The sequence below is a fragment of the Corynebacterium hesseae genome (assembly GCF_037850265.1).
Taxonomy (GTDB): Bacteria; Actinomycetota; Actinomycetes; order Mycobacteriales; family Mycobacteriaceae; genus Corynebacterium; species Corynebacterium hesseae.
Window position 1 is genome coordinate 1,931,708 of the sequence record NZ_CP137211.1, and the last position, 17,160, is coordinate 1,948,867.

The following is a 17,160-nucleotide window of genomic DNA, read 5'->3' on the forward strand; positions in this document are numbered from 1 at the left end:
CGGCTACTAGACTGGTCATCATGCTTAAGACATTCCTCAAGCCTGGGTGGGTGCTCTCTCTCATCTTCATCGTCGCGTTTTCCTATTTGTCTTTCACGGTGCTCGCTCCGTGGCAGCTGAATAAGGACGCGCAGATTGTGGAGCGCAACCACCTCATTGAGGAGGCCTACGACGCCGACCCCCAGCCGGTCACCGAAGTCTTTTCTGCTGATGGCTCCCTGCACAAGGAGTGGGAACGCGCGGAGCTAACCGGCCACTACCTCTCAGAAGATGAGGTGCTCCTGCGCCTGCGCCCGGTGGAATCCGCCCCGGGATTCCAGTCGCTGGTCCCCTTTGAAACCGAGTCTGGTGAAACCTTCCTGGTCAACCGCGGCTGGATGCCCACGGACGAGGGCAACTCCGTCCCCCACATCGACCCGGCCCCGCAGGGCGAGGTCACCATCGTGGCCATGGCGCGCTACGACGAACGCAAGCACACCTCCGCACCCATTGAGGAACAGGGATACACGCAGGTCTACTCCATCAATACGGAGCAGATTGCAGAGCTTGTCGACGTCCCCCTCGCCCACGACTACCTCCAACTCTCCCCCGAGCAGCCAGGTGAGCTGCATGCGCTGCCGGTTCCAAAGCTGGACCGCGGCAACCACTTGTCCTATGGCTACCAGTGGATTGCCTTCGGTGTGATGGCGCCGCTGGGCTTTGCCTACTTCGTGTGGTCTGAGATCCGGGAGCGCCGCCGCGCCCGCGATGAGGATGCCCTGATTGCTGAGGCCACTGCGGCCGCCACCGGTGCCGGTACCAGCTCCCCCGATGCGGCTGCGGACGTCGATAGCTCCGCGCACGAGGCTCCTTCCGGCGAGCACTCTGATGCTACGATGCCTGCTGCCCCGCCTTCGACGCCTGCGGCTGCCACGCAGCCTTCGCGCCGCTCCCGCTCGCGATATGGCTCCGCCAAGCCGGACTTCTACGAGAAGATCCGTGAGCGCGGTCAGGAGCGCTACTAGCACCTGAATATTAGTGAGCTCAAGTTTCCTTCGTCCCCTGCTCAAGCGCAGTAGACTGCAATAACTAGAGTTACCAACTACCAAGTATCACTAGGGCTTATACCGAGTTCCTACTTGGATTCTCACCATTTGTACATATGAACAAGAAATTAAAGTTTAAGAACTTCCTCGCTTGGGGCGGAATCATTTTCGGCGCACTGATAATCGTAGGAAGTATAGCCTCAGGATCTTTTCGAAGCTTTGCTGGAGGACTCTTCATAGGCCTAGCCTTCGTCCTTCCTAGTGCTTGGTATCTGTTACACCAACGGCGAGAGACTAATGGTGCCGCCCCGCTTAAACGCCACTGGGGCATCATTACAGCAATTGCAATTCTCTCAGCTCTCGTCGGAGGACTAATTGCTCCCAGTTCTCCTCGTACGAGTCAAGAAGATTCCAGCGAACATCTGACTGAGCCAGAAACCTCGACCCAGCCAGCGGGCCCCAAGAGCACCGAAGAGTCGCCCACAACTAGCACCCCGCCGAAGCAAATTGATCGATGTGAACCCATTGATGGGGCTAAAAATACATTTTTCACTGATGGCTCACACGGCTGGACAGAAGACTGCGACAACGAGATTCGTGCTGCAGAGGAAGAGCGACGCAAACAAGAGGAAATTGTGGAGTCCCAACGGCGTCAAGCCGAGCAAGAAGCAGCTGAGCGGGAAGAAGCTGAACAGCAACGTTTGCAGCAGGAGATCGAAGAGCAACAGCAGTTTGAGCAACAGCCGGCGCCTCAACTTGATCAGCCGCCAGCTGATTTGAATTTTAGAAGCTGCGAGGAAGCCCAAGAAGCAGGCTATTCTCATATGACTGCGGGAAGCCCTGGCTATAGCCGACGCCTAGACCGCGACGGCGACGGTATCGCTTGTGACAAGGTCGGGTAGAGAAAGGGACGCACTGATCAAGGCATCCCTAACGACTTCGCCTTACATGTGCTTGAGGCTTTCCTGTTCAAGCTCCGTGTAGCGCCACCTAGGATTGGGCGCACTTCTGGAGAAAAGTAGTTTGAAATACTTACGGGGCAAAAGTGACCTCCGTGAACACGCGTAAGTACTTCATTCATCCCCTCATCCGGGATCAACCCGGGAATAAGTAAAAGGCCAAACCTTAAAGTTGGTTTGGCCTTCCATTTTGTGCGGCCTGAGGGGATCGAACCCCCGACCTACTGGGTGTAAACCAGTTGCTCTTCCAGCTGAGCTAAAGCCGCAGTGCACTGTGTGCTCGCACAAGATTAGCCTATGGGCACCCGCAGCAACAAATCAGGGTGCAACTAGTCGCTGCGAATGCCGCGTGAGCAGGCATATCCTGCGCTAGTCCTTAAGGCTTCTTGGTGTAGCCGCGGGCCACAAGGCAGGAACCCTGCCACTCGCCGAGGCGCTCAGCCTTGGTCTGCACCAGACCAGCCAGCTGTGCGGATTCGGAGATCTCACCGGGCTCGAGGTTGCCCGGCTTTCCAGCACCTGGGGTCAGCAGCCAGATACGGCCCGAATCACCCAGGGGGCGGGTGGCATCGACCAGCCCATCGACCAAATCGCCGTCCTCCGCGCGCCACCACAGCAACACGAGGTCACACAGCTCGTCGGTCTCCTCATCGAGGAAGTCCTCCCCCAACACGTCCTCAATGGACTCAGAAATCGTGGAGTCACAGTCCTCGTCCCAGCCAAGCTCCAGAGCAATCTGCCCCTCTTCGATGCCGAGCTTGGCTGCAAATCCCGTCACTCGCTGAGTTCCTTCCGATGAAGTAGTTGATGTCATGCAGAGTATTTTAACGTCTACGGTGCACTTTTTCGCGACGAACCTCCCCCTATCTTCCCCAGTGGTGGACATTTTCCCCCATGAAACCACCCCTGGGGGCCTCCAAATGCCCCGCTGTGAAAGCGGCGCGTATCCTAGGAGCAGATCTTTGTACTACGAACCAGGAGGATTTAATGGCCGACTTGGACGCCCACAACGGCGACTCCAACTTTCCCATCGTTCGCGATGGCGTGGCAGCATACCTGCACGACTCCGACCCGGAGGAAACCCGCGAGTGGATGGACTCCCTCGACGGTCTACTGGACTCTTCCGATCCGGAGCGCGCCCGCTACCTCATGCTGCGTCTTCTTGAGCGCGCTACCGCCAAGCGCGTGCCGTTGCCGTCCCTGACGTCCTCGGATTTTGTCAACACCATCCCGACCTCCCTCGAGCCGGAGTTCCCGGGCGATGAGGAATTGGAGAAGCGCTACCGCCGCTGGATCCGCTGGAACGCGGCCATCATGGTGCACCGCGCACAGCGCCCGGGCATTGGCGTCGGTGGACACATTTCCACGTACGCAGGTGCTGCCCCGCTCTACGAAGTGGGCTTGAACCACTTCTTCAAGGGCAAGGATGATCCCTCCGGCGGTGACCAGGTCTTCTTCCAGGGCCACGCTTCACCGGGCGTCTACGCACGTGCTTTCATGGAAGGCCGCCTCACCGAGGAAGACCTCGACGGTTTCCGCCAGGAGCACTCGCGCGGCGAAGGCAAGGGCCTGCCGTCCTACCCGCACCCGCGCCTGATGCCGGACTTCTGGGAATTCCCCACCGTGTCCATGGGCCTTGGCCCCATTAACGCTATCTACCAGGCACGCTTCAACAAGTATCTGGAGAAGCGCGGCATCAAGGACACCTCCAAGCAGCACGTCTGGGCCTTCCTCGGCGACGGCGAGATGGATGAGCCGGAGTCCCGCGGTCTGCTGCAGATGGCTTCCCTCTACGAGCTGGACAACCTGACCTTCGTTGTCAACTGCAACCTGCAGCGTCTCGACGGCCCGGTGCGCGGCAATACCCAGATCATTCAGGAGCTGGAGTCCTTCTTCCGCGGTGCCGGCTGGTCCGTCATCAAGATTGTCTGGGGCCGCGGCTGGGACAAGCTGCTTGAAGCCGATAAGGACGGCGCCCTGGTCAACATCATGAACACCACCTCTGATGGTGACTACCAGACCTTCAAGGCTAACGACGGCGCCTACGTCCGCGAGCACTTCTTCGGCCGTGATGAGCGCACGCTCAAGCTGGTTGAGGACATGTCCGATGATGAGATTTGGGCACTGCGCCGCGGCGGCCACGACTACCGCAAGATCTACGCCGCATACGACAAGGCGCTGAGCTACGCGGGCACCGGCCGCCCGACGGTCATCCTGGCCCACACCATTAAGGGCTACGGCTTGGGCCACAACTTCGAGGGCCGCAATGCGACCCACCAGATGAAGAAGCTGACGCTGGAGGATCTGAAGCTCTTCCGTGATAAGCAGGGAATCCCGATCAGCGACGAGCAGCTCGAAGCCGATCCGTACCTGCCGCCGTACTACCACCCGGGCAAGGACGCCCCAGAAATCAAGTACATGCTGGAGCGCCGCAACGAGTTGGGTGGCTTCTTGCCGGAGCGCCGTGAGAACTTCGAGACTCTCGCCACCCCGGATCTGTCCAAGCTGCGTTCGGTGCGCAAGGGCTCCGGCAAGCAGGACGTGGCAACGACCATGGCTCTGGTGCGTACCTTCAAGGAGCTCATGCGCGATAAGGAGCTGGGCAAGCGCGTCGTTCCGATCATTCCGGATGAGGCCCGCACCTTCGGCATGGACTCCTGGTTCCCAACTCTCAAGATTTGGAACCCGCGCGGCCAAAACTACGTCCCGGTGGATCATGACCTCATGCTCTCCTACCGCGAGGCTGCCGACGGCCAGATTCTGCACGAGGGTATTTCTGAGGCAGGCGCAGCCGCATCCTTCACCGCAGCTGCTACTTCCTACGCCACCCAGGGCGAGGCGATGATTCCGCTGTACATCTTCTACTCGATGTTCGGCTTCCAGCGCACCGGCGATGCCTTCTGGGCTGCCGGCGACCAGCTGGGCCGCGGCTTCATCATCGGCGCTACCGCCGGCCGCACCACCCTGACCGGCGAGGGCCTGCAGCACATGGACGGCCACTCCCCGATCCTGGCGTCGACCAACCCGGCCGTGGAGGTCTACGACCCAGCCTTCGGCTACGAGATTGCGCACCTGGTTCCGCGCGGTATCGAGCGCATGTACGGCGAGGACAACGAGCCGATCATGTACTACATCACCGTGTACAACGAGCCGGTCAAGCAGCCTGCCGAGCCGGAGAACCTCGACGTCGAGGGCCTGCACAAGGGCATCTACCACTACAACACCGCTGAGTCCGGCTCCATCCCGGCCAACATCCTGGCTTCCGGTGTGGGCATGTACGAGGCCCTGCGCGCACAGGAAATCCTGGCTGAAAGCTACGACGTCAAGGCGTCGCTGTTCTCCGTCACCTCGTGGGTCAAGCTGGCGCGCGACGGCGCTGCCCGCAACAAGGAAGCTCTGCGCAAGGGCGTTGAGCCCACCGAGGCATTCGCCACCTCCCAGCTCAAGGGCTTCGAGGGACCGTTCGTCGGTGTCTCCGACTTCGCCACGGACCTGCAGGAGCAGATTCGCCCCTACGTCCCGGGTGACTACATCGTCCTGGGCGCAGACGGCTTCGGCTTCTCTGATACCCGCGAGGGTGCCCGCCGCTACTTCAACACCGACGCCGAGTCCATCGTCGTCGCAGTCCTCGAGGGCTTGGCTCGCGAGGACAAGGTGGAGCGCAGCACCGTGGAGAAGGCAGCTCGCGAGCTCAAGCTCGACGACCCGACGTCCACCCTCTCCACGTCCTCCGATGAGGACTAAGGCTAGAGCCTAAAACCTCAAGCCCCTTCTGCCTGAGCAGGAGGGGCTTTATCATGTCCAAGCCGAGGGGCAACTGCCCTTGTTGCCAAAGTTCTGGCCAGATCTTGAATCAGAGGCTATAACTTTGGCAGAACGGGCAGTTCGGGCACCGCGCGTGGCCCAGCCAACGCCAAAAGAAGGCTCAACCGCCATCAGCAGCAGACCCTAGCTGCCCAGCACTCCATCGAGGACGCGCCCCAAAGCCTTGGAGACCTCGCTGGGTTCCTCCAAGATGACCATGTGCCCGGCGCCGTCGATGACAGTCAGAGTGGAGTCCGGCCAGTGACGGGCAATGACCTCCGATTGGCGGTGCGGGGTCACGATGTCAAGGCTGCCCACCACAATTTCGCCCGGCACGTTTCTAAGCCTGGCCGCCGCGCCGAACTCGGAGTGCTCCACCAGATCGTCGAAGAAGCCTGCGTAGCTCGACATCGGGGTATCTAGCAGCATCGCCACGTGGAATTGCAGTTTGTCCATCTGCGGGAAGCCCTGCAACAGTGCCGCGAAGGCCGGGGCGATAAGCGCCGCGGCCTCGAAGCGCACGCGGTTGAGCCGGCTCGGCAACCGCAAACAAGCGCGATAGACCATGCCCAGCGTCTTCGATTCCAAGACGCGCGCCACGCCCTCGGCCGCAAAGCGCTGCATCGAGGTAGCCACCAGCGTCATGCCCTTAACGCGGTGAAAAACCTCCCGCGGGGCGCGCCGCAGCAGGTTGAGCGCAATCATTCCGCCCATCGAGTGCCCAAGCAGCACCAACGGCCCCTCGGCGGCGCGCTCAGCGATGACGGCCAGCACGTCGTCGGCCGCGCCCCGAACCGTGCACTGCGCGGGAGTGACGTGGGTGGATTGGCCGTGGCCGCGGACGTCGACAAGCAGGCAGCGCACCGAAGGGTAGTTGCGGCGCACGTCGTTGACCTGGGAGTAGAAGCTCTCAGCAGACAAGCAGTAGCCGTGGATGAAAACCACGGTGACCTCCGAGTCCTGCGGGCCTACCTCGTACCATGCCACGCGCACGCCGTCGTTGTCCACGAAGCCCGAGTCCGTCACCCCGGTCAGGCCCGGCTCTGTCGTGAGATCATGCAACTGACCGTGGACGGTGTGCTCGATGGAGCGCATGCGAGGGCGGGCCCGGCGCGACCAGCTGCGGGCGATGGCGGAGGAACGTGCTCGAATAACCATGACATTTCAATACTAGACTGGGCTCCATGGCTAATGACCTTTCAGCGCAACTCCAAGCCCGCTTCGGCTCCGCGCCGGCAGAAGAAAAAGAAGCTTCCCCAGCCGGGGACGCATACGGCGAGCTCACCCGCCTCATCACGAAGGTGACCGGCGTGGAGGAAGGCCTGGAGCGCGAAGCGAAATTGGAGGACCTGGGGGTTGAATCGCTCGAGCGCATCGAATTAGCCGTGCGCCTCGAGGAAGCCTGCGGAGTCCGCCTCACCGAAGAAACCATGCTCTCCGTCACCACGGTGGGCGAACTTGCTGATTATGTGGAGGAACACTCGTGATTTCCTATCTCTCAGACATGGACGGCGTCCTCATCAAGGAAGGGGAAATGATTCCCGGCGCGGATAAATTCATCCAGGCGCTGAAGGATAACAACATCGAGTACATGGTGCTAACGAACAACTCGATGTCCACCCCGCGGGATCTCTCCGCACGTCTGAAGAACACTGGCCTGGACATCCCGGCGGAGCGCATCTGGACCTCGGCGACGGCCACGGCGGCCTTCCTGTCCACTCAAGCTGGCCTGTCCACGGCCTACGTCGTGGGCGAGTCCGGGCTGACCACCGCCCTACACGAGGCCGGCTGGATTCTCAACGACCGCGACGCGGACTTCGTGGTCTTGGGTGAGACCCGCACGTATTCTTTTGAAGCCATCACCACGGCGATCAACCTTATCCGCGACGGCGCGCGCTTCATTGCCACCAACCCGGACGTCACGGGCCCGGCCCCGCAAGGCGTGCTCCCAGCCACGGGTGCGGTCGCGGCACTCATTACTGCGGCGACCAACCGCGAGCCTTACTACGTGGGCAAGCCGAACCCCGTCATGATGCGCAGCGCGTTGAATAACATCGGCGCGCACTCGGAAAATACCGTCATGATCGGTGACCGCATGGATACCGACGTCAAGTCCGGTCTGGAGGCAGGCATGCGCAGCATCCTGGTGCGCTCAGGCATCAGTGATGACAGCATCATCGAGCGCTACCCTTTCCGCCCGACTCACGTAATCGACTCCGTGGCGGAACTTCCGGAGCGCATCCTGGATCCCTTCGCGGACTAGAACTTAGACCGCACGCTTGACGACGCCCCTGAATCCGTACTCCCCCGCCAACATCTCTACGGCGCGGCCTAACGCGTCCAGTTCGCTGGGCGTTCCCGTAATGACTTGCTGGCAGCCTATCCCGAGGCCGCCTGCGTTGTCGGGAACGCGGCCGCTAAGCGGATCCCATACTGGGTCGCGGTGCCAACGGGTACACCATTGGGCGGTCAGCGGGTCATCACCAGGCACTATGAACTCGCTTTCGCTGCTGATGCAGCGCGCCATGGCGCGCTCGATGGCAGGGCGCAGACTGCGCGGCATGCCCGAGATCTGCAGCACGGCGGTGCAGACCTCACCGCAGGCGCGGTTGGGCCAGCTATCTGCCGGGCTACCAAGTGGGTTGGCTGAAGCGGCCGGCGCGGCGGCACCGGCCAGCTGCGGGTGAACGCGTTGATTCACTCCTTAAACTCCTTTGACGTGCGAGTGATGGCACGCCGGCATGCGCCGACGCAAGACGAGCTTCGTCTTCCCCTACGAACTTGTCTTCATCACGTCACTCGCGCCGAGGCGCGAACACCGCTTGGTGCGGCCGCAGTATGCGGCCACACGGTGCGTCGTTGTGTGCCCACAATTTTCCCCCGCCACTTGAGCCACAACAACCCTCAACCTGCGCTTAAGCCCCCACAGCCTCAACAAGAACTTGAGACTTCCACCCCGAAATTCACCCCATCAATCACTTCAGTCACATAAGTAAACGCGTGCAACACGCGCGCGTTGTCGCCACAGCTACCCCACTACCCCCGTTTCGGTGCCCTACGGTACGCCGCGACGACGCTCAACACCGTCATGACACCCGGCTAACCCGCCTGGCACTCCTGCCAGATGGACGTATTGGTCTCGGCCCACAAAGGTTTGCACCACTCACCAAAATCACGGTCCGTCAGCGCAACCATGGCCCAGTCACCAGCCACCCACAGGTAGGTACCGCTCATACCGAAGTGCCCCACGGCATCGGCGGGCAAGCCACCCATCCACTGTTGCTTCTCACCGTGAATTTCAAAGCCCAACCCCCACGTGCAATCTTTGAAGCTGCCATAGCCGGGCACGATGCCCCGCAGTCCCGGAAACTGAACGCTGCGCATTTCCTCCACCGTCGAAGGATCGAGCAGGCGCGGCGAATAGACCTCGCCGGCAAAGGCAGCGAGATCCTCCACACTAGAAACCAAACCGTGCCCGGCCGAGCCTTCCAAGGTAGTGGCCCGCATGCCCAGAGGAGCACACACGCCTTCAGCAAGGTATTCAGCAAAAGGAATCTCGGTGGCCTTTTCTACTTCCTCGGCGGCCCATTCATAGCCGGCCGAGGAGTAGATTCGGCGCTCCCCTACGGGCTTTTGTGGCTCGCGGGAATCAAAGCCCACGCCCGAGGCATGTGCCAAGAGGTGGCGCAGCGTGGAGCCTTCAGGGCCTGCCGGCTGATCCAGCTCCACCGCCCCTTCTTCCACGGCCACCATCACCCCATAGGCGGCCACCAGCTTGGTCACGGAGGCCACCGGGAAGCGGCGGGAGGCATCCCCCAGCTGCTCTACTACCTCGCCGCGGTGCAACAAGGCGGCGGCAACGGTATCGACTGGCCAGGACTCAAGGGAAGAAAATGCGCTCATGCGCTCCAGCTTAACGAGGATCGCGCTCGCAGCCTACGCCATCACCATCGCGGTCGAACTTGGAGCGGAAACCTGGCTCACCCGCATAGATCGGGCGGCCTAGTGCGTTCCACACGTCTGCGCAGCGAGTAAAGGACGCGGGGGCAGGCTTCGGGGCCGGAGCCGGCTTAGGTGCGGGAGCCGGCTTGGGCGCCGGGGCTGGAGCAGGAGCCGGAGCTGGCTTCGGCGCGGGGGCAGGGGCAGGGGCAGGCTGCGGTGCAGGAGCAGGTGCCGGTGCCGGAGCTGGTGCCGGCGGAGAAGGGATGATGCCCGGCAGCGGGTTCGGAATGATGCGCTGCTGCACCGCCCAGTACACGCCACCGGCGGCAGCCGCGAGGACCGCTGCGGTAATACCCACGCCGAGTGCAATCATTTCACCTTCGGAGGACTGCTGGAATTCGGCGTCATCCTCGTCCGTGTTGGAGGAGCCAGAACCCTGGCTCGAGGAATCAGCTTCCTGGGAGGAGGAGTCAGACTCGGAGGAAACCGTTGCGGTTGCCTCGGCGTTAGGGGCCGTGGTCTCCGCCTGAGCAGGAACAACAACGGACAGTGCGACAGATACAGAAACAGAGGCGGCGAGGGCCGCACGAGAGAACTTCTTCATAAACTCAAGTTATATCCTGCAGCACTACCCCGCAGGAAATCGCGCTCATCCGAGGACTACATCACGCCCGAAAGCCACAGCGAGCTGGAAATCAGCAGCGGGCTACACCGCATGAGTTAACGGATGAGCCCGCCGCGCCGATATCAAAAATGTAGCGCATTACGTCGCTGCACTTCCCTATCACTCATATCTCTGGTGCGCCCTCTCCACGCGCCTCTCTCATCTCTTTGTGGCGCCTCTCGGTGATGCCGCGGAGCTACATCACGGTGGACGGCTCTGCGGCTCCCTCAGAAACGATCGCGGAAGGCTGCTCGTTCGCCGTGGGCGCGGGCGTTTCGGAGTTTTGCTCCACTGGGGCCTGGGTTTCGGCGTCCTGCGGATCCGCGGGGGCATACACAGCTTCGCTGTCCGGGGTGCTATCAGTTGGCGTGTCCGGATCAACTTCTGCCGTCGGCTCCTGTTCTGCGGAGCCCGTGGAGTCAGTTGCCGGCGCCTCCTGAGGTGTGGTCAGTGGCGCGGAGGAAGACGCAGAAGGTTGCGCCGACTCAGAAGTGGATTCGGACTGCCCCATCCACCGCGAGGGCGATAGCCACCCAGCGTCCACCCCATCAGGGTTAGCGGAGGAAAGCAGCAACAGGCCAACCACACCGAGGCCGGCGATGAGCCCCGTCGTTGAGGCCCGCACGCGCCCGCCTAGAGTCCAGAAATAGTTCCACTTGTTGTCCGGCTTATCGTCGCGCCAGATGCCGCGCTGATAATCGTCTTCTTCTTCCTCCTCGGAGTCGCCCGCATAAGCCGGCCGGCCCGGCCCGTCATCTTTGCTGTCTTGGGGCATAGCGCCGGCATCAGCGACGGCGTCGGCAGCAATGGCCTCCGTTTTCGCATCCGATGACACGTCTTTGTGCGAAGGCTCTGCAGGATCTGCCGCCGGCATGATGGTGGTGGGGGCGTCGGCAGCGGAGACGTCGCCAAGCTCCTGCGAGACATCACCCGGCACGCCCTCAGTGGTGGGAAGCTTGTACAGATCCCAGAAGGTGGAGAGCAGGGCCGAGCGGATCGCGCGCTCCACCGCCCACTGGCGGGCGGGGTTGACCTGCACGAGGACGCGGTACTGCACCTGCCATGGCTGGCCGGCCGCGGTGGGGGCCGTGAGCCCAGTGGCGGGCAAAACGTCGAGCTCACCGGCCACATCCGCGTGGATGTCTGGGGCTTCAAGGGCTCGCTTCGAAATCTTTTCCACCTGTTCGGTAATCTCCGGCAAGGACTCGCCCTCGTGGACCGGGATGGCGATATCCACCACCGCGCGCGACCATTCTTGCGAGAAGTTCGTGACCACGCCCGCGGAACCATTCGGCACCATGACCACTTCACCGGTGGGTGTGCGCACCGTCGTCGTGCGCAGGGTCAGCGAAACGACGGTGCCCTCCACGCCGGTTACACCGTCGAAGCTGACGTAATCACCCACGCCGAACTGCTTTTCCGAGAGGATGAAGAAGCCCGCGAGGAAGTCACCGATGATGGCCTGCGCGCCGAAACCGACGGCGGCCGAAACGACTGTCGCCGGGATAGCCGCGCCGAGGGGCGGCACCCCGAGGTTGGCCAGCGCAGCCAACACAAGAAGGAAAAAGGCCACCGCCTGCGCCACGTAGACCAGTGCACCGGCAAGCGCCAAACGCGCCTTGGTAGATTCTTGATTCTCATCCAGACGGGACTCAATGACCCGCACTGCCAAGCGGCCGATGCGCGGGATGAGAATCGCCAACAACAGCATTCCCAACAGCGGCAGGCCGTGATCCACGATGGCCTGCCACACGGCGAACAAGTAATACTTCAGCATTGCGCCAAGCCTAGTCCTTCAGTCTGACAGAACCCTTGGAGCCTTAAGCGCGGTGGATGAGATAGTAATTCGGAGTTGGCTTCCACGTGTAGCCCGCGGGGACGATGCCCTCGCCGAAAGCGCAGAAAGTCTTGGTCGTCCACAGCGGAATCGCCGGCATCTTCTCCAGCAACAGGCCCTGAGCCTCCGTGTAATGTTTTTGGGCTTCCTCCCGGCTCTTCGCCTGACCCGCCTTCTTCAGCAGCTCATCGTATTCAGAGCTGTTAAAGCCTGATTCATTCTCCGAAGAGTAGGACGCATATAGCGGCACCAGGAAGGTAGATTCCTCTGGGAACTCCGCCTGCCAGATCGTACGGAAGGCACCGGTGAGATGACGGGCAATCACCTCTTGTCTGAGGTCCTTCAAAGTGGCAAACTCATGGCCCTCCGCCGGCACGCCGAGGGTATCCGACAGTTGCTTCGCCACGGCGTCGATCCAGGTCTTATGGCCGCCGTCGGTGTTATAGGAAATGCTGAAAATCCCATCAAACGGTTCCAGCTTTTCCGCCTGCTCCCACAGTTCGCGGGCCTTCTCCGGCTGGTAGGTCAAGACGTCGGCCCCCTCCGGTGTCGGCGGAATGGAACCGTCCAGCGGCGCGACGAAGCCGGTGGCGGGAAGCACCATTCCGTGGAAGATGTCCCGGGCCATTCCTTCGCGGTCGATTGCCATGGACAACGCGCGACGGCGCAAGCGTCCGGCCTCACCGCGGAAGTTCGCATCGTTGGCGGGGATGGTGATTTCCATGATGGAGCCGCCAGGCTTGGTCAAGGCGCGGGAGCCCAGTTCCTTTTCGAAGCTGCCTAGCTTCTCCGCCGGGATCCGCGTGAGCACGTCCAGCTTGCCATCTACGAGGTCCTGGTAGGCCTGCTCCTCCGAGGAATACACCACGAATTTGATGCCTTCATTCTGCGGCGTTCGCGGGCCCTTGTAGCGAGGGTTCGGCACGAGGGTCACAGCCTTCTCGCGCTCCCAGGAAGCCAGCACATAAGGCCCGCTGCCGATGGGATCTGTTCCGCGATCGCTCAGCCTATCCTGGTCTTCGGAGCGCATGGGGAAAAAGACCGAGTATCCCAGGCGCTCAAGGAATCCCGCCGTGGGGCGTGAGAGCTCAATGCGGAAAGTTTTCGGCCCCGTCACCTTAAGGCCGCGCATTGACTTCCTGCCTTCGTGGAAGCCACGGATTGGTTCAAAGTGGTGCGCGGAGAGCAGCGACTGGCGCACCGCGGTATTCCACGTATCGACGAAGTCTTCTGCTTCCACGGTTGAACCGTCGGAAAACACGGCGTCATCTCGAATCACCACGTCATATGTCGTGTCATCGACCTGTGTGATGGATTCCGCCAAGTCATAGTGAGCGCCACCGGTTTCATCCAGGTACATCAACCCCGAGTACACAAGGTTGATGATGGTTTGCCCCGGCGCATCGTTGGAATCAGCCGGGATGAGGGTGCGCTGTGGCTCCGAGATGTCCGTGGTGATGAGGTTCATGTCTGAGGTGTCGACGTTGCCAGGCTCCGCCGTGCATCCCGCCACCGTGGGCGCCACGACGCCCGACACCGCTAGCGCCGCCAGCATGCCTAGAAAAGAACGCCTCGAAGTCACGCGTTCATCACCTCACTCTCACTAATACTTTAAAGGATCTAATCATCTCTCTTTTCATAACGGCGCATGAGCCTCTCCACCAGTTCATCGGTGAGCTGGTCATCGGCCAAAATGCGATCCAAAAGCTCGCGTGGTGTCGGCCCCTCGGTGCTCGGGGTCTCGTAGGAATCTCCGCTCAAGTCCACGCCGAAATCGGAGGTTTCCGCTTCCGCGGCGGGCGGCTCCATCATCTGCGACATCTCCGCGACTTCCTCATTGAAGGAATCGAGGAACTCGGTGGCATCGATGGCTGCTTCCGAACGACGCTTGCCGGCGCGCACCTCGCGCTCGATACGGCGCTGCAGTGCCTTTTCCATCTGGTTGTGGCGCCAAGAGCGGAGCTTGGAGGGCTCTAGGCGACGCCCCACGGCCCTGCCCTTGCTTTCCGCCTTGCGCGCCATCACCATGACGTAGGCCGCGGTGTCATTAACCGGCGCCCACTCCTGGCGGGCGGGAACGCGCCACCCGGCCCAGATACCCAGCATGGTCATCACGAAGGAGACGACCGGGCCAAGAATGACTCCCCAGGCCAAGTAGCCGGCCGAATCCGCGCCGAGGACCACCAAAGCGCAGGCCACCGCGGGGATCACGGTGGGGGTGTTATCCCCAAAGACGGCGGGTTCGCGCCCCATGGCGATGTCACGGATCATGGAACCTCCCGTGGCGGTGAACACGCCCATCATGATGCAAGGAATCAGCGGCAGCCCATAGGCAATGGCCTTGAGCGCGCCTGTCGACGCCCACAGCGCCGAGACCACCGCATCCCCATGGGACTGGACATAGTCCCACGTCTTGCCTTTGAAGTAGACGAAGCGGGCGATGATTGCGCCGGCAAACGCCAGGTAGAGATACTCCGGCTGGCTCATCGCGGCGACGGTGCCGCGGTTGATCAGCACGTCACGGATCATGCCGCCGCCGAGGGAGGAGAACATCGCGATGAAGAAGAAGCCCACGATGTCATAGCCACGCTGGCGGGCCATGGTGCCGCCAATCATGCCCATGAGGAGGACACCAATGATGTCGGACCAGTAGTACAGCGACTCGATCAATGGGTCCATCTCGACAACGCTCATGGTGGTCATCGTATCGGGTAAGCCGCAAAAGTGGGGCCACCGGGGCTCGAACCCGGGACCAACGGATTATGAGTCCGTAGCTCTAACCGACTGAGCTATAGCCCCGCGTATTCCCTGCCTGCTTTTATGCACACAGCGAATCCGCTCCCAGCAACATTAATCGGCGGGCCCAGAAAACGGCAATTTAGGCCCCTGAAATCGCTGTCTGAGCTTCAGCAGCGCTCTTCCGCCCTTTCACCGCCACGACGGAGCCAAGGCACGCTTCTGCTCACTTTTTGGCCGGGCTGAGTTTCAGGGCGCTGGGATAACGGCCAAGCCTATTCTTTCTTCTTCATTTTTCTGGCTTGTCTGCGCGCGCGGCGTCGCGCGCGCTTTGCTTTGCGGATGTCCACGACCCAACGCGGCACAAAAGGCCACGGAAGCGGAACCCCAATCGCCCCCGTAAAACCAATAACCCCGATGACAAAAGCCACCACGAGCGGAACAAGCAACACCGTTTCAACAGACTCGGGAAGGTTCGCACTTGCCACCAACCCTGTGGCACCGGCCGCGCCCATAATGAGCGTGCCATAAGGATAGATGAAGAGGACGCCATCGCTTTCTGCACCTGTTGCATCGGCTGAGTCGTACCACTCTTCTGATTGGGGATTCCTCCGCACGTACCGGATATAAAAGGTCCAGTAGGCCAGCATGACCAGTACTAAACCGACGCACACGAGCAGCCCAGTGATATCTCCGTCCATAGGATGCGGCCTCCTGTGGTTACTGGTTGCGGTATGTAAACAGACGCTACCAGCGACTGCTGGAGTGAGGCCGAAATCCGGATGAGGGCACGCACCCGGTTCTGAAACAGCCTTCTATGATCCGGTATGTGTGAGCCTGTAGTGTCGCGACCATGAGGCTCCTTTCCTTTAGCGTGTCTAACTTCCGCAGCATCCGCGCCACGCAGACGCTTTCGCTGTACCACCACTGGCAGCACTCCACCGCCCCGGAGGAAGGATGGGCACAGGTCAGCGAGCCCACCACCGTACTCATCGGCCCCACGGCGTCGGGAAAGAGCAGCGTCCTCAATGCCCTCGCCTTCGCACTGCTCGCCATCGAATCCTCCGCCACCACCTGGCTTGCCGACGCCCCACCCAACCAACTCCCCCACGCCCCGTACCGCCTAGATCCCCGCACGCAGCGCCTGCCCAGCACTTTCGAGCTGGATTTTGAGCTCGATGGCGTGCGCTACCTCTACGGATTCCAGTGGAGCTTCACCGGCGTGCACGCGGAATGGCTCAGCCGCGTGCCATCGACAAGGTGGAGCCCCTGCTTCGTGCGGACCCGCGGTGAGGAGGTGCAATGGACGAAATCCTTCATGGACAAGGAGGACGTCGCCAAGCTCGGCCCCGTTGCGGACACCGAGCTGATCCTCTCCGCCGGCCTGCGCGATGGCCACCCGGTCCTCGCCCCGCTGGCCCGTGCCCTGGTGCACGACGTGGCCTACCTGCCGCACGGGCACTCTTCCATCAGCACGGCCTCACGCATCACCACCCTCATCCGCACCGGCAAGCTGCACCTGCATGAGGCCGCCGCGCTGCTGCGCGCGGCCGATGCCGGAATCCACTCCGTACGGCTCAATCAGGACCACATCCCGGAGCACGTCTTCCGCCAGATGCGCCCGGTCATCGATGCGCTCAGCCACAGATATGGCAGCATCCTCCGCCCCGATGAGTTTGGTGCCTACTCCGATGCGGAGATTGAATCCCTGCTGCACGCCATCATCGTGGAACACAAGGCCGATGATTCCTTCTACGAGCTGAAGCTGACCGATGAATCCGGCGGCACGCAGAACTGGATGGCCACCGCTCCCCTGGTGCTCGATACCCTGCGCCGCGGCGGGATCCTGGTGGCCGATGAACTAGATTCCGCCCTGCGCCCAGCACTCCTCGACTTCATCATCCAGGCCTTCCGCGAGCCCAGCATCAACGTCAACGGCGCACAGCTCATCTTTGCCTCCCACACCTTCAGCGTCCTCGAGCGCGCCGGCGAGCTGGGCCTGCGCCCCGAGAGCTTCTGGTCCGTGGAGAAGACCTCCGCCGGCGAATCGGAACTGCACAACCTCAGCGACGTGCCCGTGTCCCTGGGCAACCCCGACGCCACCCACCACTTCCTGCGCGAGCACTACGGCACCGCCTCACGCGAGACGCTCAATGCACTCAAGGAGCTGGTCACGGCTAGCGCATGAGCTAG

The 17,160-nt window shown here is 61.7% G+C and carries 15 protein-coding genes and 2 tRNA genes; 6 read left to right on the forward strand and 11 right to left on the reverse strand.

Translation table 11 applies throughout. From position 1 onward, the window contains the following. The first annotated feature begins 20 nt into the window (after window positions 1–20). On the forward strand, window positions 21–1,004 hold the full coding sequence (locus R3O64_RS09020) for an SURF1 family protein (RefSeq protein ID WP_070562701.1): 984 nt from the start codon (window positions 21–23) through the stop codon (window positions 1,002–1,004). Between the two features lie 137 nt (window positions 1,005–1,141). Then, on the forward strand, window positions 1,142–1,927 hold the full coding sequence (locus tag R3O64_RS09025; RefSeq protein ID WP_339016724.1) for an excalibur calcium-binding domain-containing protein: 786 nt from the start codon (window positions 1,142–1,144) through the stop codon (window positions 1,925–1,927). A 250-nt stretch (window positions 1,928–2,177) separates the two neighbouring features. Here R3O64_RS09025 and R3O64_RS09030 read toward each other — a convergent pair. Together R3O64_RS09030 and R3O64_RS09035 are read right to left on the reverse strand one after the other, a co-directional pair. After that, window positions 2,178–2,250, reverse strand: a tRNA-Val gene (locus R3O64_RS09030). 110 nt (window positions 2,251–2,360) lie between these two features. Then, a complete protein-coding gene (locus R3O64_RS09035) occupies window positions 2,361–2,798 on the reverse strand; it encodes a DUF3052 domain-containing protein (protein WP_070517365.1) in 438 nt (145 codons plus the stop codon). Window positions 2,799–2,971: 173 nt separating this feature from the next. On the opposite strand from R3O64_RS09035, the gene aceE reads away from it, so the two are divergent. After that, window positions 2,972–5,728 carry a pyruvate dehydrogenase (acetyl-transferring), homodimeric type gene (aceE, locus tag R3O64_RS09040; protein ID WP_339016725.1) on the forward strand — a complete coding sequence of 919 codons (2,757 nt, stop codon included), beginning with the start codon at window positions 2,972–2,974 and terminating at the stop codon, window positions 5,726–5,728. 204 nt (window positions 5,729–5,932) lie between these two features. Here the strand turns inward: aceE and R3O64_RS09045 are convergent, their stop codons facing one another. After that, window positions 5,933–6,946 carry an alpha/beta hydrolase gene (locus R3O64_RS09045; RefSeq protein WP_339016726.1) on the reverse strand — a complete coding sequence of 338 codons (1,014 nt, stop codon included), beginning with the start codon at window positions 6,944–6,946 and terminating at the stop codon, window positions 5,933–5,935. 26 nt (window positions 6,947–6,972) lie between these two features. Here R3O64_RS09045 and R3O64_RS09050 point away from each other — a divergent pair, with 26 nt between their 5' ends. After that, entirely contained in the window at window positions 6,973–7,275 is a 303-nt protein-coding gene (locus R3O64_RS09050) for an acyl carrier protein (RefSeq protein ID WP_101735548.1), read from the forward strand. After that, the gene (locus R3O64_RS09055; protein ID WP_070519713.1) at window positions 7,272–8,051 is read left to right on the forward strand and encodes an HAD-IIA family hydrolase; all 780 of its coding nucleotides are present in this window, start codon (window positions 7,272–7,274) and stop codon (window positions 8,049–8,051) included. Before R3O64_RS09050 ends, R3O64_RS09055 begins: the two co-directional genes overlap by 4 nt. A gap of 3 nt (window positions 8,052–8,054) precedes the next feature. On the opposite strand, the gene R3O64_RS09060 is transcribed toward R3O64_RS09055, so the two are convergent. The 8 genes from R3O64_RS09060 to R3O64_RS09095 form a co-directional block, all read right to left on the reverse strand. Then, window positions 8,055–8,489: a hypothetical protein gene (locus R3O64_RS09060; protein ID WP_339016727.1), complete on the reverse strand. Its 435-nt coding sequence runs from the start codon at window positions 8,487–8,489 to the stop codon at window positions 8,055–8,057. Window positions 8,490–8,887: 398 nt separating this feature from the next. Continuing rightward, complete coding sequence (locus tag R3O64_RS09065) at window positions 8,888–9,691, reverse strand: serine hydrolase domain-containing protein (RefSeq protein ID WP_339016728.1); 804 nt, start codon at window positions 9,689–9,691, stop codon at window positions 8,888–8,890. 10 nt (window positions 9,692–9,701) lie between these two features. Beyond that, window positions 9,702–10,334, reverse strand: coding sequence for an excalibur calcium-binding domain-containing protein (locus tag R3O64_RS09070; RefSeq protein WP_070596524.1), 633 nt, complete (start codon window positions 10,332–10,334; stop codon window positions 9,702–9,704). A gap of 256 nt (window positions 10,335–10,590) precedes the next feature. Then, window positions 10,591–12,171 (reverse strand): mechanosensitive ion channel family protein, encoded by a 1,581-nt coding sequence (locus R3O64_RS09075; protein ID WP_339016729.1) that lies wholly within the window; start codon window positions 12,169–12,171, stop codon window positions 10,591–10,593. 43 nt (window positions 12,172–12,214) lie between these two features. Further along, a complete protein-coding gene (locus R3O64_RS09080) occupies window positions 12,215–13,813 on the reverse strand; it encodes an ABC transporter substrate-binding protein (protein ID WP_339016730.1) in 1,599 nt (532 codons plus the stop codon). A 38-nt stretch (window positions 13,814–13,851) separates the two neighbouring features. Beyond that, window positions 13,852–14,925, reverse strand: a complete 1,074-nt coding sequence (locus tag R3O64_RS09085) for a trimeric intracellular cation channel family protein (protein ID WP_070623401.1) — start codon at window positions 14,923–14,925, stop codon at window positions 13,852–13,854. 31 nt (window positions 14,926–14,956) lie between these two features. Then, a tRNA-Ile gene (locus R3O64_RS09090) sits at window positions 14,957–15,030 on the reverse strand. A 212-nt stretch (window positions 15,031–15,242) separates the two neighbouring features. Then, on the reverse strand, window positions 15,243–15,668 hold the full coding sequence (locus R3O64_RS09095; protein ID WP_144015111.1) for a hypothetical protein: 426 nt from the start codon (window positions 15,666–15,668) through the stop codon (window positions 15,243–15,245). Window positions 15,669–15,820: 152 nt separating this feature from the next. Between R3O64_RS09095 and R3O64_RS09100 the strand changes: the two genes are divergently transcribed. Further along, window positions 15,821–17,155, forward strand: a complete 1,335-nt coding sequence (locus R3O64_RS09100) for an ATP-binding protein (protein WP_339016731.1) — start codon at window positions 15,821–15,823, stop codon at window positions 17,153–17,155. Window positions 17,156–17,160: the final 5 nt, after the last annotated feature.